16 protein-coding genes and 1 other RNA gene are annotated in these 19,609 nt (G+C 66.8%); 15 read left to right on the top strand and 2 right to left on the bottom strand.

Translation table 11 applies throughout. The features are described from left to right. Positions 1–171 precede the first annotated feature (171 nt). From bamA to ACR652_RS26505, 11 genes are all read left to right on the top strand, one after another. Positions 172–2,652 (top strand): outer membrane protein assembly factor BamA, encoded by a 2,481-nt coding sequence (gene bamA / locus ACR652_RS26555; RefSeq protein ID WP_434509485.1) that lies wholly within the window; start codon positions 172–174, stop codon positions 2,650–2,652. Between the two features lie 73 nt (positions 2,653–2,725). After that, complete coding sequence (gene lpxD / locus ACR652_RS26550; protein ID WP_434509484.1) at positions 2,726–3,799, top strand: UDP-3-O-(3-hydroxymyristoyl)glucosamine N-acyltransferase; 1,074 nt, start codon at positions 2,726–2,728, stop codon at positions 3,797–3,799. Positions 3,800–3,933: 134 nt separating this feature from the next. Next, positions 3,934–4,398 (top strand): 3-hydroxyacyl-ACP dehydratase FabZ, encoded by a 465-nt coding sequence (fabZ, locus tag ACR652_RS26545; RefSeq protein ID WP_434509483.1) that lies wholly within the window; start codon positions 3,934–3,936, stop codon positions 4,396–4,398. 13 nt (positions 4,399–4,411) lie between these two features. Next, positions 4,412–5,209, top strand: a complete 798-nt coding sequence (gene lpxA / locus ACR652_RS26540) for an acyl-ACP--UDP-N-acetylglucosamine O-acyltransferase (RefSeq protein ID WP_434509482.1) — start codon at positions 4,412–4,414, stop codon at positions 5,207–5,209. Then, complete coding sequence (gene lpxB / locus ACR652_RS26535) at positions 5,176–6,345, top strand: lipid-A-disaccharide synthase (RefSeq protein ID WP_434509481.1); 1,170 nt, start codon at positions 5,176–5,178, stop codon at positions 6,343–6,345. Before lpxA ends, lpxB begins: the two co-directional genes overlap by 34 nt. A gap of 163 nt (positions 6,346–6,508) precedes the next feature. Continuing rightward, positions 6,509–7,939: an amino acid permease gene (locus ACR652_RS26530; protein ID WP_434509480.1), complete on the top strand. Its 1,431-nt coding sequence runs from the start codon at positions 6,509–6,511 to the stop codon at positions 7,937–7,939. Positions 7,940–7,952: 13 nt separating this feature from the next. Further along, positions 7,953–9,383, top strand: a complete 1,431-nt coding sequence (locus tag ACR652_RS26525) for a cryptochrome/photolyase family protein (RefSeq protein WP_434509479.1) — start codon at positions 7,953–7,955, stop codon at positions 9,381–9,383. Between the two features lie 136 nt (positions 9,384–9,519). Next, positions 9,520–10,761, top strand: coding sequence for a tRNA 2-thiouridine(34) synthase MnmA (gene mnmA / locus ACR652_RS26520; RefSeq protein WP_434509478.1), 1,242 nt, complete (start codon positions 9,520–9,522; stop codon positions 10,759–10,761). After that, positions 10,758–11,480, top strand: a complete 723-nt coding sequence (locus ACR652_RS26515; RefSeq protein ID WP_434509477.1) for a class I SAM-dependent methyltransferase — start codon at positions 10,758–10,760, stop codon at positions 11,478–11,480. The genes mnmA and ACR652_RS26515 overlap by 4 nt, the downstream gene beginning before the upstream one ends. 41 nt (positions 11,481–11,521) lie before the next feature. Next, positions 11,522–11,676, top strand: a non-coding RNA gene (gene ssrS / locus ACR652_RS26510) — 6S RNA. Positions 11,677–11,709: 33 nt separating this feature from the next. Further along, positions 11,710–12,294 carry a 5-formyltetrahydrofolate cyclo-ligase gene (locus ACR652_RS26505; RefSeq protein WP_434509476.1) on the top strand — a complete coding sequence of 195 codons (585 nt, stop codon included), beginning with the start codon at positions 11,710–11,712 and terminating at the stop codon, positions 12,292–12,294. On the opposite strand, the gene ACR652_RS26500 is transcribed toward ACR652_RS26505, so the two are convergent. Continuing rightward, the gene (locus ACR652_RS26500; protein ID WP_434509475.1) at positions 12,281–13,192 is read right to left on the bottom strand and encodes a LysM peptidoglycan-binding domain-containing protein; all 912 of its coding nucleotides are present in this window, start codon (positions 13,190–13,192) and stop codon (positions 12,281–12,283) included. The two genes, ACR652_RS26505 and ACR652_RS26500, sit on opposite strands and share 14 nt — an antisense overlap. A 64-nt stretch (positions 13,193–13,256) precedes the next feature. Then, entirely contained in the window at positions 13,257–14,288 is a 1,032-nt protein-coding gene (gene cobT / locus ACR652_RS26495) for a nicotinate-nucleotide--dimethylbenzimidazole phosphoribosyltransferase (RefSeq protein ID WP_434509474.1), read from the bottom strand. Positions 14,289–14,529: 241 nt separating this feature from the next. Between cobT and ACR652_RS26490 the strand changes: the two genes are divergently transcribed. From ACR652_RS26490 to ACR652_RS26475, 4 genes are all read left to right on the top strand, one after another. After that, positions 14,530–15,471: a ribose-phosphate pyrophosphokinase gene (locus ACR652_RS26490; protein ID WP_434509473.1), complete on the top strand. Its 942-nt coding sequence runs from the start codon at positions 14,530–14,532 to the stop codon at positions 15,469–15,471. A 200-nt stretch (positions 15,472–15,671) separates the two neighbouring features. Then, the gene (locus tag ACR652_RS26485; RefSeq protein WP_434509472.1) at positions 15,672–17,528 is read left to right on the top strand and encodes a GmrSD restriction endonuclease domain-containing protein; all 1,857 of its coding nucleotides are present in this window, start codon (positions 15,672–15,674) and stop codon (positions 17,526–17,528) included. Positions 17,529–17,598: 70 nt separating this feature from the next. After that, on the top strand, positions 17,599–19,122 hold the full coding sequence (locus ACR652_RS26480) for a class I adenylate-forming enzyme family protein (RefSeq protein WP_434509471.1): 1,524 nt from the start codon (positions 17,599–17,601) through the stop codon (positions 19,120–19,122). A gap of 134 nt (positions 19,123–19,256) precedes the next feature. After that, positions 19,257–19,598 carry a hypothetical protein gene (locus ACR652_RS26475; protein WP_434509470.1) on the top strand — a complete coding sequence of 114 codons (342 nt, stop codon included), beginning with the start codon at positions 19,257–19,259 and terminating at the stop codon, positions 19,596–19,598. The last annotated feature ends 11 nt before the right edge of the window (positions 19,599–19,609 follow it).

Here is a 19,609-nt window from a genome sequence, read left to right as displayed (position 1 = left end):
CCACGCCTTCGACAAATTGGCCGAACAGATTTTATTCTGCGTTTGCAGGGTAGGGTAAACCCTGTAGAAGACTCGGTGGACCCCCCGGCGTGGCGCCGATCGCCAACGCATTTGGTTATCTTTCAAGCCGCGCTCCGGGCGGCGGATAGTTGCGACGAGGACCTGCTTTACATGCAATCCACCAGCGGCATTTGGAAATCTTCGTCCATTTGGATCGCCGTCCTGACGGTGTTTCTGGCCTTTTCCGCGCCCGCGTCAGCCGCAATCGTCGTCGAAGGAAATTCCCGCGTCGATGCGGAAACGGTTCGCTCCTACTTCACGGGAAGCAGCCCCGAGGAGATCGACAAGGGCCTCGAGGCGCTGCGCGAAAGCGGTCGATTCGCAACGGTTTCAGCCACCCGCAAGGGCGGCGACGTCCTCATCCGCGTCACCGAAGGCAACCAGATCAATCGCGTTGTCATCGAGGGCAACAGCAAGCTGAAGACCGAGAATCTCCAGCCCGAGCTGCGCACGCGCGCCCGCTCCGCCTACAGCCAGCAGGTTGCGGAGGCCGACGTCGCGCGGATGATGGAAATCTATCGCCGCGCCGGCCGCGCCGCCGCCAAGATCACCTATCGCACCGTCGAGCTGCCGAATGGCCGAATCGACGTCGTCTTCACGGTGGTCGAGGGCGACAAGACCGGCGTGAAGGAAATCCGCTTCGTCGGCAACAACGTCTACTCCACGCGCCGTCTCGTCGGCATGATGGAGACGACGGAAATGAACTTCCTGTCGTTCATCAAGACCAGCGACGTCTACGATCCGGATCGTATCGCCTCCGATCTGGAGTTGGTCCGGCGCTTTTACCTGAAGAACGGCTACGCCGACTTCCGCGTCGTCAGCTCCGACGCCCAGTTCGACCCGGCCCAGGGCGGCTACGTCATCACCATCGTGGTGGAGGAAGGCCCGCAGTACCATGTGGGCTCGGTTGACGTCGAATCGCATCTGCCCGACGTGAACGGCGCCGATCTCAACGGTCTGCTCCGCGTCTCCCCGGGCGACGTCTACAACGGCGACGCCGTCGAGAAGACGGTCGAGGCGCTGACTCGCGAGGCGGCCAAGAAGGGCTACGCCTTCACCCAGGCGCGCCCCCGCGGCGAGCGCAATCCCGCCGCGCAGACCGTCTCCATCCATTTCGTGCTCGACGAAGGCCCGCGCGTCTACATCGAGCGCATCAACATTCGCGGCAACACCCGCACCCGCGACTATGTGATTCGCCGCGAGTTCGACCTCGGCGAGGGCGACGCCTATAACCGCGTCCTGATCGATCGCGCCGAGCGCCGCCTCAATGGTCTCGGCTACTTCAAGAAGGTGAAGATCACCAACGAGCCGGGCTCGTCGCCCGACCGCGTGGTCCTCAATGTCGACGTCGAGGACCAGCCGACCGGCAACTTCGGCGTCTCCGGCGGCTATTCGACGAACCAGGGCTTCATCGCGGAAGTGTCGGTGTCGGAGAGCAACTTCATGGGCCGCGGCCAGGCCGTCCGTCTGTCGGTGCAGGCGGGCCAGATCGCGCGCGGCGTGAACTTCAGCTTCACCGAGCCGTACTTCCTCGATCAGCGCATCTCCGCCGGCTTCGACCTCTTCGCCCGCCGGCAGGACGCCTATAGCTATTCGATCTATGCCTCGACCTCGGTCGGCGGCACGATCCGCTTCGGCATCCCGCTGACCGACGAGCTCAGCCTGTCGCCGCGCTATTCGCTGTATCAGACGACGATCTCGATCCCGAACACGATCAGCAAGCCGTACAACGACTGTACCGTTCCGACGCCGATCACCCCCGGTTTCTCGCCCTTCTTCCCGGCGGATCAGGGCTATCCGAACCTGTTCTACAACTGTATGTCGAACGGCGAGGCGTCGCTGGCCATCAAGGAATCGCAGGGCTCGATCCTGACCTCCTCGATCGGTTACTCGCTGAACTACAGCACGATCGACGACTTCCGGAATCCGCATAACGGCTGGCTCGCCACTTTGAGCCAGGACGGGGCGGGTCTCGGCGGATATTCCCGCTACCTCCGCACCACCGGCGACGTGCGTTACTTCCACGAAATCCCCTACATCGACGACGTGGTGGGCATCGTGCGCGCCCAGGGCGGCAATCTGACGCCCTTCGGCGGCTACCATCCGCGCATCCAGGACAACTTCAACCTGGGTCCGAGCCTCGTGCGCGGCTTCGCGCCGGGCGGCATCGGTCCGCGCGACTCGAACATCTACACCACCTGGAACGCGCGCATGGGCAACTCGCTGGGCGGCACCGACTATGTCGGCGCGTCGGCGGAAGTGCAGTTCCCGCTGTGGGGCGTGCCGAAGGATCTGGGCCTGAGAGGCGCGCTCTTCGCCGACGCCGGCAGCCTCTGGAATTATCAGGGCCGCACCAACTACAGCCCTGCGGGCCTTCCCTGCGTCCCGGCCTATACGCCGGCTGCGGGCTTCGGTCAGGGCACCTGCGTGACGCCGGCGTCCAACGGCTTCCGGGTTCGCTCGTCCGTCGGCGCGTCGGTTCTGTGGAATTCGCCCATGGGCCCGATCCGTTTCGACTACGCGGTCGTGACGTCGAAGGCCCAGTCCGACATCACGCAGAACTTCCGCTTCTCCGGCGGCGCGAACTTCTGATGGATTTGACGGCGCGCCGGGCGGACTCCGCCCGGCGCGTTTTTTTGTGTCCAGCGTCCGGCGAGCGGCTCACATGAGCGTTGCGGCCTTCTTCCACCTCTCCCGCCCCTATGCCGTGGCGGAAATCGCCGAAATCACGGCCGCCTCGATCCGCGACGCCGCCGAACCGGCCCCGCAGCCGGTCATCACCGGAGTGGCGCCGCTGGAGGCGGGGCATCACGGCGATCTCTGTTTTTTCGCCTCGCCGCGCTATGCGGATGCGCTGGCCTCCTGCCGCGCGACGGCCTGTCTTCTGCGGCCGCGCGACGCCGATCTGCTGCCCCGGCGGATCATCGGGCTGCTGGTGGAAGACCCGCAGCGCGCCATGACGCTGGCGGCCTCGAAGCTTTTCCCCGAGGCGCTGCGGCCCGGTTCGCTGTTCCGGGCGAGGGGCGTCTCTCCGAGCGCGGTCGTGCATCCCGAAGCCCGGCTGGAGCCGGGAGTCACGGTCGACCCCGGTGCGGTGATCGGCCCCGGCGCTGAAATTGGCGCGGGAACGGTCATCGGGCCGCAGGCGGTGATCGGCCCCGAGGTTCGGATCGGGCGCGACTGCTCGATTGGCGCGCAAGTCAGCGTGATCTGCGCGCTGATCGGCGACAGGGTCATCATTCACCCCGGCGCGCGCCTCGGGCAGGACGGTTTCGGCTATGCGCGCGGCGACAAGGGCTGGCTGAAGACGCCCCAGCTCGGCCGCGTCATCATTCAGGACGATGTGGAGATCGGGGCCAACACCGCCATCGACCGCGGCGCGACGCGCGACACGATCGTTGGCGAGGGGTCGAAGATCGACAATCTGGTCCAGATTGCCCACAATGTCGTGATCGGCCGCTTCTGCGCCATCGTCGCCCAGACCGGGATCGCCGGCTCCTGCGAGATCGGGGATTATGTCGTGCTCGGCGGACAATCCGCGATCGGCGGTCACCTCAAGATCGGCGAGGGCGCGGCGATCGCGGCGAAATCGGGGGTCATGCGAGACGTCCCCGCCGGCGCGCGCTATGGCGGCGCCCCGGCGCGGCACCTCAAGCGCTTTCTGCGCGGCGAGGCGCTGCTCGACCAGATGGCCCGGCGCGACAGACCCGGCAAGGCGGCGGAGCAGAAGCGGGATTGACCAACCCTTGTCTGTCCGGGCCGCCGCGGCGTAACCGCCGGGAATGCCGACGGGCGGCGCGACAAGCCCGATGAGGCGATATAAAAGACCCCTGCGGGCGCGGCAGACGCCCATCGTCACGAAGGGGGAAACATATGTCTGGGACCGAGGCCGGCGCGACGCTGGAAAGCGCGGATATTCTCGAAATCATGCGCCTTCTGCCGCATCGTTATCCATTTCTGCTCGTCGATCGCATCATTGACATCCGGGGCGACGAGTCCTGCGTCGGCGTCAAGAATGTCACGATCAACGAACCCCAGTTCATGGGCCATTTTCCCGAGCGGCCGGTCATGCCCGGCGTCCTGCTCGTCGAGGCCATGGCGCAGACGGCGGGCGTCATCGTCATGCGCGCGCAGGGCCAGACCGAGCGTCCCAAGCTCGTCTATTTCATGACGATCGACGGCGCGAAATTCCGCAAGCCGGTGGGTCCAGGCGACCGCGTCGAGTTCCACATGACCAAGACCGCCCAGAAGCGGAACATCTGGTGGTATCAGGGCCGCGCGCTGGTGGACGGGCAACTCGTCTGCGAGGCGCAGATCAGCGCCATGATGGGCGTCTGACGCAAGCTGCCGGATGACGGCGACGATTCACCAGAGCGCGATCATCGAAGCCGGCGCGCGGCTTGCCGACTCCGTCATCATCGGGCCGTTCTGCCACATCGGCGCGAAGGCCGAGATCGGGGCGGGCTCCGTTTTGCACTCGCATGTCGTCGTCGCTGGACGCACGGTCATCGGCGCCCGGGCGCGCATCTTTCCCTTCGTCTCGGTCGGAGCGCCGTCACAGGATCTGAAGGCGGGGCTGTCGGAAGGGGCTCTCCGCATCGGAGCCGATTGCGTCATTCGCGAAGGCGTCACCATCCATGCGGGCGTCCAGACCAGCGTCGGAGACGGCTGCGCCTTTCTGGCCTATTCGCATGTCGCCCATGATTGCCGGATCGGGGACGGCGTGGTCCTCGCCAACCAGGTGCTGCTGGGCGGCCATGTCGAGATCGGCGATCACGCCTCGATCGGCGGTGCGACGGCCGTGCATCAGAATGTCCGCATTGGCGCGCATGCCTTTGTCGGCGGCCTCGCGGGCGTCGAGGGAGACGTGATTCCGTTTGGCCTCGCCGGTGGCAATCGCGCCCATCTGTCGGGCATCAATGTGATCGGACTGCAAAGGCGGGGATTTTCCGCCGAGCGCATCGCCCGTCTCAAGGCCGTCTTCCGGCGGCTCTTCCTTGCCGCCGATCCGCGCGCCCTGAACGTCAGGCTCGCGGAGATCGCAGCGGCGCATGTCGGCGACGCGGATGTCGCGCAGCTCGTCGATTTTCTGCGAGCGCCGTCGCAGCGTCCGCTTTGCGCGCCGCGCCGGCGGGCCGCGCCGGCGTGACGCCGCGCATCTTTCTCATCGCCGGGGAGGCTTCGGGCGACGCGCTGGGCGCATCGCTCATGCGCGCGCTGCGCAAGGCGCGTCGCGCCATAGAGTTTTCGGGAGTCGGCGGCGAGGCGATGGCGGGGGAGGGGCTCGCCTCGCTGTTTCCGCTGACCGATATCGCCGTGATGGGGCTTGCGCCAGTCCTCGCGCGGCTCCCCAAACTCGTCGCCCGCATCCATGAAACCGCGCAAGCCGTCATCGACGCCGGGCCGGATTGTCTCGTCATCATCGACAGTCCCGATTTCACCCATCGCGTCGCGCGCAAGGTCCGGCGCGTCCGCCCGGACATTCCGATCGTGGATTACGTCAGTCCGACGGTCTGGGCCTGGCGGCCGGGACGTGCGCGCCGGATGCGGGCCTATGTGGATTGCGTGCTGGCGCTCCTGCCGTTCGAGCCGGAGGCGCATGAACGGCTCGGGGGTCCGCGCTGCGTTTATGTCGGCCATCCGCTCGTCGAACGGCTCGATGAGCTGAAACCCGCGCCCAGGCGCGGCGGGCGGCCGCTGCTTCTTGTCCTGCCGGGCTCGCGCCGCGCGGAGATCAGGCGCATGACCCCGCTCTATGGGGAGGTCGTCGCGCGGCTCCTGCGCGAGCGGGACGATCTCGACGTCGCCATACCCGTCGCGCCGAACATGGAGGCGGTGCTGCGGGAGGCGCTGCGCGGCTGGCCGATCACGCCGCGTCTTCTGTCGCAGGAAGAGAAGTATCCGGCGTTCCGGCGCGCGCGGGCGGCGCTCGCCACTTCCGGCGTCGCCACTCTGGAGCTGGCGCTCGCCGGGACGCCCATGGCGGTCGCCTACAGGGTCTCGGCGCCCGAGGCGCTCCTGCGCTTCATGGTGACGGTCCCGTCCATCGTGCTGCCGAATCTCATCGCCGGAGAGAACGCAATTCCCGAGTTCATCCAGGAGGCGGCGACGCCGCGGGCGCTTGCCCAAGCGCTCACGCCGCTTCTGGACGAGACCAGCAAGACCCGCGCCGCCCAGATCGCGGCTTTTGCCCGCATTCGCGCGCGGCTGCTCGGGGCGGGGAGCCATCCAAGCGCGCGGGTGGCGGCCATCGTGCTCGACCATGCGACGCGCGGGCGCATGTGAACCCGGTCTGGAGCCGGCCTGCGGGCGAGTGGGTGAGGTCAGTGACGGTCGAGCCTTTTCGGCTTGTATCTTTTTGCGCTGCAACCATAATCGCAACGTGTTTTCTCCCCGTGGCGGCGCCCCGGCGCGCGCCAAGCGAAAGGGCGATCCCTTGGCTGTCGTCATGGCAAAGAAAGTCTATCTCACCCGCAAATCCGTCCACGCCATCATCGAGGCGCATGAAGCCCGCAATGACGCGGATGGTCTGAAGCGCGCGCTCGGCTGGGCCTCGCTCATGTCGCTCGGCATCGGCGGAATCATCGGCGCGGGCATTTTCGTGCTCACCGGAACGGCGGCGGCGAATTACGCCGGGCCGGGCGTGATGATCTCTTTCGTCCTCTCGGGACTCGCCTGCGCCTTCGTGGCGCTGTGCTATGCGGAGCTTGCCGCGCTGATTCCGGTCTCGGGCAGCACCTACACTTATACTTACATTACGCTCGGCGAGATTTTCGCCTGGATCATCGGCTGGAACCTGATCCTGGAATATGCGGCGGGCGCGGCGACGGTGGCCGTCGGCTGGGGCGGCTATTTCAATCGCGTGATGCAGGGCTTCGGCATTCGCATTCCGCCGGAGTTCACCAACGCCTATTTCGGCACGGCGCAGGATACGCATGGGCTTTTCAATGTCCCGGCCGCGGCGATCATCCTGCTGCTGACGGCGCTGCTCGTTCGCGGCACCTCCGAGTCGAGCACGTTCAACAATGTCATCGTCGCCATCAAGGTGACCGTGGTGCTGATGGTGATCTTCTTCGGCGCCGCGCATGTCAATACGGCCAACTGGACGCCGCTGATTCCCGAGAACACCGGCGATTTCGGCGTCTATGGCTGGAGCGGCGTGGCGCGCGGCGCCTCGGTCGTGTTCTTCGCCTATGTCGGATTCGACTCGGTTTCGACCGCCGCGCAGGAGGCGCATTCGCCGCAACGCGACATTCCCATCGGGATCATCGGCTCGCTCATCATCTGCACGATCCTTTACGTCGCGGTCGCGGCGGTGGCGACAGGCGTCGTGAATTACAAGGAGCTCGGCGTGCCGGACCCGATGGCGCTGGTCATGGATCGCACCGGCGTGGCCTGGCTGGCCTGGGTGGTGAAATTCGGCGCGCTCGCCGGCCTCACCACGGCGATTCTCGTGCTGCTCTACGGGCAGACGCGCATCTTCTTCACCATGGCGCAGGACGGTTTGCTGCCCGCGATCTTCGGGCGCCTGCATCCGCGCTATCGCACGCCGGCCGTCAGCCAGATCCTTGTCGGCGTGGTCGTGGCGCTGGCGGCGGGCCTGTTCCCGATCGACATCCTCGGCGAGATGGTCAGCATCGGCACGCTGGCGGCCTTCGCGCTCGTCTGCCTCTCGGTGCTGTATCTGCGCCGGATGCATCCGGAGCTGGAGCGGCCCTTCCGCGCGCCGGGCATTCCCGTGATGCCGGCGCTCGGCATTCTCTCCTGCGTGGCGCTGATGCTGGCTCTGCCCCTTGACACCTGGCTGCGGCTGCTGATCTGGACGATTGTGGGGATCGCGATCTACGTTTTCTATGGAGTCCGTCACGCGCGGCGATAGCAGGACAGCCCGGATGGCCAGGCCGGTTATCGTCTGGTTTCGCAACGATCTTCGTCTCGACGACAATCCGGCGGTCGTGGCGGTGGCGCGTTCGGGCGCGCCGCTGGTCGCTCTCTACGCGCTCGACGACGACAGCCCCGGGCCGTGGCGCATGGGCGCGGCGAGCCGCTGGTGGCTGCACCATTCCCTGACCGCGCTCGGGGCCGATCTCGCGCGTCTCGGCGTTCCGCTGACGCTGCGGCGAGGCCGCGCGGAATTCGTGCTTGAGGGATTGATCGAGGAGACCGGCGCGGCGGGCGTCTACTGGAACAGGCTTTACGAGCCCTGGGCCATGCGCCGCGACAGCGAGATCAAGGCGAACCTTCGCGCGCGCGGGCTGACGGTCGAGAGTGACAATGGCGCGCTGCTCTTCGAGCCGTCGCGTCTGCGCAATGGGCAGGGCAACGCCTTCAAGGTCTTCTCGCCGTTCTGGCGGGCGTGTCTTGCGACGGGCGGCCCGGCCGCGCCCTTGCCGGCGCCGAAGGCGATGACGGCCGCGCCCGCGCCCGGCGGCGACGCGCTCGCGGACTGGCGGCTGCTGCCGACGAAGCCCGACTGGGCGCAGGGTCTCCGGGAAAGCTGGCGGCCGGGCGAAGCGGACGCGCGCCGGCGGCTCGTCGAATTCGCGGCGACGCGTGTGGGGGCCTACAAGGTCGCGCGCGACTTCCCGGCGGGGGAGGGCGTCTCGCGCCTGTCGCCGCATCTGCATTTCGGCGAGGTCTCGCCGCGTCGCGTCTGGGCGGAGGTCATGGCGGCGGCGGGCGAGGCGGGCCTGCCCTATCTTCGCGAACTCGGCTGGCGCGAGTTCTGCCATCATCTTCTCGTCGCCAACCCGGACATGCCCGAACGCGCGCTCGACAAGCGCTTCGGCGCCTTTCCGTGGCGCGACGATCCGGCCGCGCTCGCGGCCTGGCAAAGGGGCCAGACGGGCTATCCCCTCGTGGACGCCGCCATGCGCGAAGTGTGGCGCACGGGCTACATGCACAATCGCGCGCGCATGGTGGCGGCGAGCTTTCTGGTGAAGCATCTGCTGCTTCCCTGGCAGGTGGGCGAGCGCTGGTTCTGGGACACGCTCGTCGACGCCGATCTCGCCAACAACAGCGGCGGCTGGCAGTGGGTCGCCGGCTGCGGCGCCGACGCGGCTCCCTATTTTCGGGTGTTCAACCCGGTGTTGCAGGGCGAAAAATTCGACCCCGAGGGAGACTATGTCCGCCGCAACGTGCCGGAGCTCGCGAAGTTGGAGGCGCGGTGGATCCACCGACCCTGGGAGGCGCCGGCGGATGTCCTGCGCCGGGCGGGCGTGAGGCTGGGCGAAACCTATCCGGGGCCGATCGTCGACCATGCGCGGGCCCGCGCGCGGGCGCTCGCGGCCTTCGAGGAGATGCGGGCCGCGCCCCCGCCCTGAGGGATGCGCCGGGGTTGTTTCGCAGATGCGATTGCGTCGCGGACGCATCTTGCTCTAAATGTCAGTCTGCCGGCTATGGGGCCCCCCGGGCGGGACTGTCGGATTCGTGTCACTCAAAGGCGTATCCTCCTCGAAAATGACACTCTGCTCTCTAGCTTCGGACGAGTTGCCGACCCTGCCGGCGTCCCGCGGTGAGACGCGCGTCGTCGTCGCTATGTCGGGCGGCGTCGATTCGAGCGTGGTCGCCGCCCTGCTCAAGGAGCAGGGTTACGACGTCGTGGGCGTCACGCTCCAGCTTTACGACCATGGCGAGGCGACCCATCGCAAGGGCGCCTGCTGCGCCGGTCAGGACATTCAGGACGCCCGCGCGGTCGCGGCGCGGCTGGGAATTCCGCATTTCGTCCTCGATTACGAGCGCCAGTTCCAGGAGCGCGTGATCGACGAATTCGCCGCCTCCTACGCCAGCGGCGAGACGCCCGTTCCCTGTATCGCCTGCAACCAGTTCATCAAATTCGCCGACCTGTTCGAGACGGCGAAGGACCTCGGCGCGCATGTGCTCGCGACCGGGCATTACATCTCCTCGCGCGACGACGGGCAGGGCGGCCGCGCCCTCTACCGCGCCAGGGACGCCTCGCGCGACCAGAGCTACTTCCTCTTCGCCACCACGCGCGAACAGTTGAAAATGCTGCGCTTTCCGCTGGGCGACTACACCAAGGCGGAGGTGCGCGAGATGGCGCGCCGCTTCTCCCTGGAGGTCGCCGACAAGCCCGACAGCCAGGACATCTGCTTTGTCCCGAGCGGCCGCTACACGGACGTGGTCCAGAAGCTCGCTCCCGAGTCGGTCGTCCCCGGCGAGATCGTGCATGTCGACGGCCGCGTGCTCGGCCGCCATGCGGGCGTGGTCCATTACACCGTGGGCCAGCGGCGCGGGCTCGGCCTCGGCGCGGCCATCGCGGGCCGCGACGCCCAGCCGCTTTTCGTGGTGCGCATCGACGCCGCCCGCGCGCAGGTCGTGGTTGGCCCGCGCGAGGCGCTCGAAACGCGCGCCGTCGCGCTGCGCGATGTGAACTGGATCGGCCCCGGCGAGTTCTGCCAATTGCCGCCGCAGGGGATCGACATCATGGCCCGCGTCCGCTCGACCCGCCCGCCCGTGCCCGCCCGCCTCATCGCGCGCGAGGGCAGGGAGGCGACCGTGGTGTTCGCCGCAGGCGAGTTTGGCGTTTCGCCGGGGCAGGCCTGTGTGTTTTACGATCGGGCGGATGACCTCGCCCGCGTGCTCGGCGGCGGTTTCATCGCCGCTGTGGAGCCTGCCAGGCAAAGTGTTTCAGTCATGGCGCCGACGCCGCGCGCCGCAACCGCGCGAGGGGCGCCGAGATGAGCGAAGCGAGAGATTACACCCGCGACTCCGAAACGCTCGATAATTGCGATGTCGAGCAGGCCTATGCGCGCTGGGCCCCGATCTACGATCTGACCTTCACGGCGGTGTTCCGGCCTGGCCGCCGCGCCCTCGCCGAAGCGGCGTCGAAATTCGACGGGCCGATTCTGGACGTCGGCGTCGGCACCGGCCTCGAACTGCCGATGTTCGAGCCGCACACCCAGGTTTACGGCGTCGACCTCTCGGAACACATGTTGCGCCGCGCCGCCCAGCGCGTCGAGCGCTCCGGGCTGCGTCACGTCGTTGGCCTCTACAAGATGGACGCCACGCGCATGGGCTTCGCCGACGGCTCCTTCGCCTGCGCGGTTGCGCCCTATGTGCTGACCGTGGTGCCGGAGCCCGAAGCCATGCTCGACGAACTGGCGCGCGTGGTGCGGCCGGGCGGCGAGATCATCCTCGTCAACCATATCAGCCGCAAGGACGATCCCTTCGCCATTCTGGAAACCTGGCTCGACCGCCATGTCGCGCCGCGTCTGGGGTGGCGTCCGCAATTCCCGTGGTCGATCATCGGCGACTGGGTCGACCAGCGCGCGGACATGCAACTCGTCGAACGGCGCCTGCTTCCGCCCTTCGGCCTGTTCACGATGACCCGGATCAAGCGCATGCCGCTGGACATGCGGGCGCAGCCGGAGGAGACGCCGGCGGAGCTCGAATACGCCTGAGCGCGCTGGCGCAACGCCGCGCGCTGCGCTAAATAACGAATGCGGCGCTGCGGGGTGCGTGCAGGACTTTTTTCCCCGGGGCCTTATCGATCCTTAAGGGAGCTGTCCCTGGCCTTGCCCGTGGGCTTGGCCAAATGGCGCCCACCTACGTTGTAGGTTTCCCGGGATCGATGTCCCACGGCTCATGTGGCCCGCGCTTTCACATCTTTCGCTTTCTGGCTTGCTCTCAATGACCGATCCGAAAACCGATCTGCGCCGGCATGCGCTTGCGCGGCGCGATCTCGTGAGTCCGCACGAAGCCCATGAGGCCGCCGTCGCCGTGGCGACACGGGGCCTCGCATTGGTCGAGAGGCTTGCCGGGACGTCTGGCGCCGCGCCGATCGTCTCGGTCTACTGGCCGATTCGCAGCGAACTGAACACGCGCCCGCTGATCGAGGCGCTTGCGGCGCGCGGCTATCACGTGACCCTGCCGGTGATGCACAAGGTGCGGCATCCGCTGGTCTTCCGCGATTTCACGCCCGGCGATGATCTGGTCAAGGGGCCGTTCGGCCTGTCCGAGCCCGCCGAGGACAGGACGGCGCGCGACCCTGATATTCTGTTTTCGCCGCTGGCGGCGTTCGATCGCCATGGCTTCCGGCTCGGCTACGGCGGCGGCATCTATGACGCCACCCTCTCGCAGTTGCGCGCAAGGAAATCCATCGCCGCCATCGGCGTCGCCTATTCCTGCCAGGAGACCGACCGCGTTCCCACCGAGCCGCACGACCAGCGGCTCGATTTCTTGATGACGGAGCGCGAGACGATCACTCCGGCCTGACCTCCGGCGGCGGTGGCAGCTTGATGAGCTGGCCCGCCTTCAGTTTGGCGGACGGCTTCACGCCGGGATTGGCGGCGGCGAGCGTTCGCCAGTTTTCAGCCTTGCCAGAGAGCTTGCGGGCGATCGACCTCAGCGTTTCGCCTGCCGAGGCCGTGTAGGTTTTCGGCGGCGGGGGCGTTTCCGGCGCGGGTTGCGCGGCCGGGGGCGCCGGTTCGGGCTGGGCCTGTGTCGTCGCTTCGGCGCTCTGTTGCGCGTCAGCGGGCGCCGACTGTTCGACGGGCTGTTCAGCGGCGGGCTCGGCCGTGCTGGTCTGTTCCGGGGCAGGCGCGACAACCGGCTGTTTCGCCGTTCCCATCGCAAAGACATAGACCATGGCCGCCGCCGCCGCCGCGAGCGCGAATTCGCGCGCGCCGCGCACGCGCCTGGGCGGAAAGAGGGGCGGGCGGCCGCTCGGCTGGCCAGCGGCGTCTGCGACGACCGGCTCGGAGCCCTTGAGGCGCTGGAGCAGCTCCAGCAGGAAGAAGATCATCAGCAGCGCGGAAAGGGGCGGCTTCCAGAAACGGATAGGCGCGAAGATATAGGCCATCGCGGCCATCTCGATGAGCAGTCCGCGCCACGACGACTCCGCCGCGCGACGCCGCGCGCGCGCCATGAGCGCGGCGGCCGCGACGCCGACAAAGAGCGCCGCGAAAAAGATCATGAGCGCCTCGCGCGGGAGGAAGCTCCAGCCGAAGGCGTTCATGCCGAGCAGGCACAGCAAGCCGGCCGCGGTGGCCGCCTGCGCGAGATGGAGAAAACGGTTCGGCCCGGCGAACTGGCTCAGATGCGCGAGCAGCGCGGCGGCCAGAACGACCATCAAGGCCATGGAGACATTGGCGGACAGCAGGTCCGGATTCATACGGTTAGGCTCCCCCTTTGCGACAACTGGAGCGTGCGCAGGTTCATGTGACAGACGTTTGCAATCACGGCGCTTTTTCGGTCTTGCCGCTGACCCCGGCGCTTTCGAAGGTCGCCATGTCCCGATGGCAGGCGAGCGCGGTCTTGATGAGGGCGATGGCGAGTCCGGCGCCGGAGCCCTCGCCGAGGCGCATGCCGAGATCGAGCAGAGGCTTCTTGCCCATCCGCTCCAGCGCCGCCCCATGCGCGCCCTCGGCCGAGACATGGCCAGCGATGCAATGCGCGATGGCGTCGGGCGTGATGGCGTGGAGCAGGGCGGCCGCGGCGCAGACGACATAGCCATCGAGCACGACCGGCACGCGATTGAGCCGCGCCGCCGTGATCGCCCCCATCATCGCGGCGATCTCGCGCCCGCCGAGCCGCCGCAGAATCTCCAGCGGATCGGACAGGAACGGCCCGTGCAGGGCGAGCGCCGCCTCGATGGCGGCGTTCTTGCGGGCGAGGCCGACATCGTCGACTCCCGTGCCGCGCCCCGTCCAGCGCGAGGCCGGACCGCCATAGAGCGCCGCGTAGATGGCGGCGGCGCTGGTCGTGTTGCCAATGCCCATTTCGCCCGGCGCGAGCAGGTCGATCCCGCCTTCGATCGCCTCGAATCCATAGGCGAAGGTCGCCGCCGCCTCGCGCTCGTCCATGGCCGGCGCCTGGGTGAAGTCCTGGGTCGGCCGCTCCAGCGCGAGCTCGTAGACTTTCAGGCCGATATCGTGGGTCTTGCAGATCTGATTGATCGCCGCGCCGCCCGTCTTGAAGTTTTCGACCATCTGCGCGGTGACGCTCGCCGGGAAGGCGGAGACGCCCTGCGCCACGACCCCGTGATTGCCGGCGTAGACCGCCACGAGCGGCCGGGCGATGGCCGGCTGCGGAACACCCTGCCAGGCGGCGAGCCATTCCACGATCTCTTCGAGCCGGCCCAGCGCCCCCGGCGGCTTGGTGAGCTGCGCGTCCCGCGCCCGCACTGCCGCGACGCTCTTTGCGTCCGGACCCGGCAGGTCGGCGAACAGCATGCGAATTTCCTCGAAGGGTCTGATCTGCGCAGGCATCCAAATTTCCCGGTTTGACGGCCGTCCGTCTTGCGAGCTAAAGCGAGACAGGCGCAAGGACGAAGACATCGCGGCGGAAGGGTTCGCTTCCTCTATCAAAGCGCGGCCTCCCGCGCGAGACCCTGCCAGCCTGGCTGATGCGAAGCCGGTTCCCGATTGGATTACATCGCCATGTCATATTGTTCGCCGGGCGCATGGCTGCTAAGACGCCGCGGTCTGTAGCGGGGTGCGAGGAAAGTCCATGGGCGCGATGAAACTTCTGGCGGGCAACTCGAACCGGGCCCTCGCGGAGGCGATCGCGACGCATCTCAACGTGCCGCTGTGCCGCGCGCATGTGCGCCGCTTCGCCGATCAGGAAATCTGGGTCGAGGTTCTCGAAAACGTTCGCGGGCAGGACACGTTCGTCATTCAGTCGACGTCCTTCCCGGCCAATGACCACATGATGGAGCTGCTCATCATGACCGACGCGCTGCGCCGCGCGTCGGCCCGCCGCATCACGGCGGTGATTCCCTATTTCGGCTACGCGCGTCAGGACCGCAAACAGGGACCGCGCACGCCGATTTCGGCCAAGCTCGTGGCCAATCTGATCACCCGCGCGGGCGCCGACCGCGTGCTTACGGTCGATCTGCACGCCGGGCAGGTACAGGGCTTTTTCGATATCCCCACCGACAATCTCTTCGCCGCGCCGGTCATGGTTTCCGACATCAAGGCGCATCGGCAGCTCAAAAACGCGATGGTGGTTTCGCCCGACGTGGGTGGCGTGGTGCGCGCCCGCGCGCTGGCCAAGCGCATCGAGGCGCCGCTCGCCATCGTCGACAAGCGCCGCGAGCGCGCCGGCGAATCGGAAGTGATGAACATCATCGGCGACGTGCGCGGCCACAATTGCATTCTGGTCGACGACATCGTCGATTCCGGCGGCACGCTGTGCAACGCCGCCGAGGCGCTGCTCGCCGCCGGGGCCGAGTCGGTTCACGCCTACATCACCCACGGCGTGCTGTCCGGCGCCGCCGTCGACCGCATCGCCGCCTCCAAGCTCAAGGAGCTGGTGATCACGGACACCATCCGCGAGACGGAGGCCGTGAAGGCCGCGCACAATATTCGCGTGATTCCCATCGGCCCGCTGATCGGCGAAGCCATCGCCCGCACGGCGCGCGAGGAGAGCGTGTCGAGCCTGTTCGACTGACGCTGGGGTGGCGGCGCCGCCGTGCGCTTGGCGGTTTTTGCCACGATGCAGCCTATCCATAGCGCTGTTTCCTGACGAGGGTCCCGGACCATCGCCTACCACTTGGTCGTCGACATCTCAGCTTAAGCTTGGGATGATGGCTCGGGCGGTGAGGTGATTCTCTCCTAGCCGCAGCCCGTTCCAAAAGTAGATTTTTAGATATGAGCCGCGTCGAATTTGACAGCACGAAAAAGCCTTTGGACGATCTTCTGAAAAAGGCTCGCGATGGCCTGCTTCAGCTCCCGGACTTCCAGCGAGGCTGGGTGTGGGACGACGAGGGCCTCAAGGGATTGCTTGCGTCGATCTCCCGCTCTTTTCCCGTCGGCGCCATCATGACCTTGCAGACCGGCGGCGAGGTCCGGTTCAAGCCCCGCTTGGTCGAGGGGGCTCCAAACGAGAGCGCCAATGTCGTGCCGGAGTCGCTCATACTGGACGGCCAGCAACGCATAACGTCCCTCTATCAGACCACCATGCGCCGGGAGGTTGTCGAGACGAGCAATTCCAAAAAGCAGCGCATCAAACGCTTTTTTTACATCGACATGGCGAAGGCGCTGGATGACAGCGTCGATCGCGCCGAAGCGATTATCGGCATCCCGGAAAATAAAACGGAGACTCGTAATTTCGGCAAGGAGGTCGTGCGTGATCTTTCGACCGAAGAGCAGGAATACGACCAGTGCATGTTTCCCACGAACCGCATATTTGATCCTGATACGTGGCAAATGGGGTTCTACAATCACTGGAAGCACGACGCCGCCGCCAAGATGGATTTCTGGTTTAAGTTTCAAAACGAAATTTTAGGCGCGTTTCGACAATACCAGATGCCTGTCATCCAGCTCGGGAACAAGACCAGCCGGGAGGCCGTTTGCCTCGTCTTCGAAAAGGTCAATACCGGCGGGAAGAAGCTGGACGCTTTCGAACTGCTCACAGCCATCTATGCAGGCGAAAAGCCGGGATTCATGCTGCGTGAGCGTTGGGCAGAATGCGCCAGTAGGCTATCGGGCGCCATCGCGCTGAGGGACCATCCCCTGACCCGGCTCCAGCCGACCGAGTTCTTCCAGGCTTTGGCGCTGCTCTATACTCTCGACCGCCGGAGAGCGGTTATGGCGGCGCATCCTGCAACGGAGCCGCCGCCCGTGACATGCACGCGCGACACGGTTCTTTCTATTCCCCTCGCCGCCTATGAAAACCATGCGGCGCGCCTTGAGGAGGGCTTCAAGAAGGCCGGACAATTTCTTTTCAGCCAACACATCTACTGGTTCAAGGACGTTCCATACCAGTCCCAACTCGTCCCGCTCGCTGCGATCTTGGCCGAACTGGGCGATAAATGGGAGTTTGACGCCGTCCGGTCAAAACTGGCGAAGTGGTATTGGCGCGGCGTGTTCGGCGAACTCTACGGCGGCGCCATCGAGACCAGATTTGCCAAGGATCTAACTGAAGTGCTGGCGTGGATCGAGGGCGGGCCCGAGCCGACGACGATCAAGAGCGCCGCCTTCCGCGCGGAACGATTGGACACGATGACGTCGCGTCTGTCCGCCGCTTACAAGGGCGTGCATGCGCTGCTCATGAGAGAAGGGGCGCGCGACTTCCGTTCTGGCCAGCCCTTCAACCAGGCCAGCTACTTCGAGGAAGCTGTCGACATCCATCACATCTTCCCGCGAGCCTGGTGCGAGAAGGCTAAGCTCACACCGAAGCAATATGACACCGTCGTCAACAAGACACCGCTGAGTTACAAGACAAACCGCATGATCGGCGGCGACGCCCCTTCTCGCGATCTCGCGTATCTCTCGAAGCAGGGTAGCGTATCCGACGACGCGATAGACAGCCATCTCCAATCGCATCTGATCGACGCCGCGCGACTCAGGAGCGACGACTTTGACGCCTTCATCACGGCAAGGCGGGAGGCTTTGCTTGTCCTCATTGAGCGCGCCATGGGCGGGGCGGTCTATCGGGGAGAGCCGGCAGACGAACTCGAAGGCGAGATGGCAGTCGACGAATGGGATGCGGTCGAACTCGCCTAAACCGCGCGATCACGCCGGTCAGCGTCTGTAACTCTCTTGCCCATGCCGGGGCAGGATGCAAAAAGGGGCTGTGCTACAGTCTTCTTTTCGCGAACCCGTTCCCGCCCGTTTCAATCTCGCCCGCTATTGTCTGGCGGAAAACGCCCGGCTGCGCCCCAATGAGACGGCCCTCACCGTCGTCGGCGACGCGGGCGCGCTGCGCTGGTCGCATGCCGAGCTGGATCTCAGGGTGCGCCGCCTCGGCGCGGGGCTGCGCTCGCTTGGGCTCAAGCCCGGCGCGCGGGTGATGATCCGCATGGGCAATGAGGCCAATGCGGCGCTCGCCTATTTCGCCTCGATCGCCGCCGGCTTCGTGCCCCTGCTGGCCTCGTCCCAGCTCACCTTCGAGGAAGCGGATTTCCTGCTCAAGGATTGCGGCGCCGCCGTGCTGGCGCTGGGCGCGGCCTTCGAGGGCGAGGCGCATGGCGGCGACGCCGTCGTCCTGCGCGGGGCCGATCTGGCGCGGCTCGCGGAAAGCGCGCCGCTCGACGATTACGCCGATACGGCCGCCGACGATCCGGCCTATCTCGTCTACACTTCCGGCACGACGAGCCGCCCGAAAGGCGTGCTCCACGCCCATCGCGCCGCCTGGGCGCGCCGCCCGATGCGCGCGCATTGGACCGGCCTCGGGCCGGGCGACGTCATGCTGCACGCAGGGGCCATCAACTGGACCTATACGCTGGGCGTCGGCGTCGTCGATCCGCTGTCGGCGGGCGGGTCCGCCGTGCTCTACAACGGCCATCCGGACCCGAATGTGTGGCCGCGCCTGATCGCCGAGCATCGCGCGACGGTTTTCGCGGCCGTGCCCGGCGTCTACCGGCAAATACTGAAATATGCCGAGCCCGAGCAATATGATCTCTCGACTTTGCGGCACTGCCTCTCCGCCGGCGCCGCGTTGCCGCCGAGCCTGCTCTCCGAGTGGCGCGCCCGCACGGGCAAGGAGATTTACGAAGCGTTCGGCATGAGCGAATGCTCGACCTTCATCTCCAGCGGCCCCTCGACGCCGGTACATCCGGGATCGCCCGGCCGTCCGCAGCCGGGCAGGGTGGTCGCGGCGCTGCCGCCGGAGGGCGGCGAAACGCCGCTGCCGGCGGGCGAAACCGGCGTGCTTGCGGTGCGGCGCGACGAGCCGGGCCTCATGCTCGGTTACTGGAACAGGCCCGATGAGGAGCGCGAGGCCTTTCGCGGCGACTGGTTCGTCTCCGGCGATCTCGTGGAGTTCGACGCCGACGGCTACATGCACCACCACGGCCGCGCCGACGAGGTGATGAACGCCGGCGGTTATCGCGTCTCGCCGGCGGAGGTGGAGAAATGCCTGCTCGGCTTCGACCATGTCGCCGAGGCGGCGGCCGCCGAACGGCCCGGCCGCGACGCCGACACGACGATCATCAAGGCCTATGTCGTGATGCGCGACGGGGCCGCGCATGACGAAGCGGCGCTTCTCGCGCATTGCCACGCGCATCTCGCCGCCTACAAGCGCCCGCGCGGCGTGGTGTTTCTCGACGCGCTCCCGCGCAACGCCAACGGCAAGCTGAACCGGCGCGCCTTGCCCTGACGAGCGCCCCCTCGGCGGCTCCCGAAGCTGACGGGAAGATGAACGGCGTGGACATGTCCCGTTCAGGCGCGGCGCGCCATTATCGCGTCATGAGGCCGGATTGAGCGACGGCCTCCCGCGAATGGAGAGCCGCCATGCCCGTTCACTTCAGAAAGACAATCGCCATCGCCGTCGTGGCTGGCGTTCTGGGGTCCGGCCTCGCGCCCGCCATGGCCGCCGACTGGGACGACGCCGATTATGGCTGGGGCCAGCACGGCCGGGGTGATGGCCACTGGCGCCAGGGCGGCTGGAACCGTGGCGATTGGGATGATGACGGCCCTGCCGCCGCCGCTGCCGCCGTGGGTGGTTTTGCGCTCGGCGCGGCCGCCGGCGCCGCTTACCAGCCTCGCTACGGCGGCTGTTACGCCGTCACCCGGCCAATCTATGATTACTGGGGAAATGTCGTCGATTACCGCCGCGTCGAAGTCTGCGAGTAGCGCGCCCCGCA

The sequence above is a fragment of the Methylocystis sp. genome (assembly GCF_051061225.1).
Lineage (GTDB): Bacteria > Pseudomonadota > Alphaproteobacteria > Rhizobiales > Beijerinckiaceae > Methylocystis.
Note: the sequence above shows the minus strand (reverse complement) of the source record. Positions and strands in the feature narration are given on the sequence as shown.

Bases quoted from the DNA above. Each gene is read 5' to 3' on its own strand.
- bamA (WP_434509485.1), top strand. From the start codon at position 172: ATGCAATCCACCAGCGGCATTTGGAAATCTTCGTCCATTTGGATCGCC.
- lpxD (WP_434509484.1), top strand. From the start codon at position 2,726: ATGAGCGTTGCGGCCTTCTTCCACCTCTCCCGCCCCTATGCCGTGGCG.
- fabZ (WP_434509483.1), top strand. From the start codon at position 3,934: ATGTCTGGGACCGAGGCCGGCGCGACGCTGGAAAGCGCGGATATTCTC.
- lpxA (WP_434509482.1), top strand. From the start codon at position 4,412: ATGACGGCGACGATTCACCAGAGCGCGATCATCGAAGCCGGCGCGCGG.
- ACR652_RS26530 (WP_434509480.1), top strand. From the start codon at position 6,509: ATGGCAAAGAAAGTCTATCTCACCCGCAAATCCGTCCACGCCATCATC.
- ACR652_RS26525 (WP_434509479.1), top strand. From the start codon at position 7,953: ATGGCCAGGCCGGTTATCGTCTGGTTTCGCAACGATCTTCGTCTCGAC.
- mnmA (WP_434509478.1), top strand. From the start codon at position 9,520: ATGACACTCTGCTCTCTAGCTTCGGACGAGTTGCCGACCCTGCCGGCG.
- ACR652_RS26515 (WP_434509477.1), top strand. From the start codon at position 10,758: ATGAGCGAAGCGAGAGATTACACCCGCGACTCCGAAACGCTCGATAAT.
- ACR652_RS26505 (WP_434509476.1), top strand. From the start codon at position 11,710: ATGACCGATCCGAAAACCGATCTGCGCCGGCATGCGCTTGCGCGGCGC.
- ACR652_RS26500 (WP_434509475.1), bottom strand. From the start codon at position 13,192: ATGAATCCGGACCTGCTGTCCGCCAATGTCTCCATGGCCTTGATGGTC.
- cobT (WP_434509474.1), bottom strand. From the start codon at position 14,288: ATGCCTGCGCAGATCAGACCCTTCGAGGAAATTCGCATGCTGTTCGCC.
- ACR652_RS26490 (WP_434509473.1), top strand. From the start codon at position 14,530: ATGGGCGCGATGAAACTTCTGGCGGGCAACTCGAACCGGGCCCTCGCG.
- ACR652_RS26485 (WP_434509472.1), top strand. From the start codon at position 15,672: ATGAGCCGCGTCGAATTTGACAGCACGAAAAAGCCTTTGGACGATCTT.
- ACR652_RS26475 (WP_434509470.1), top strand. From the start codon at position 19,257: ATGCCCGTTCACTTCAGAAAGACAATCGCCATCGCCGTCGTGGCTGGC.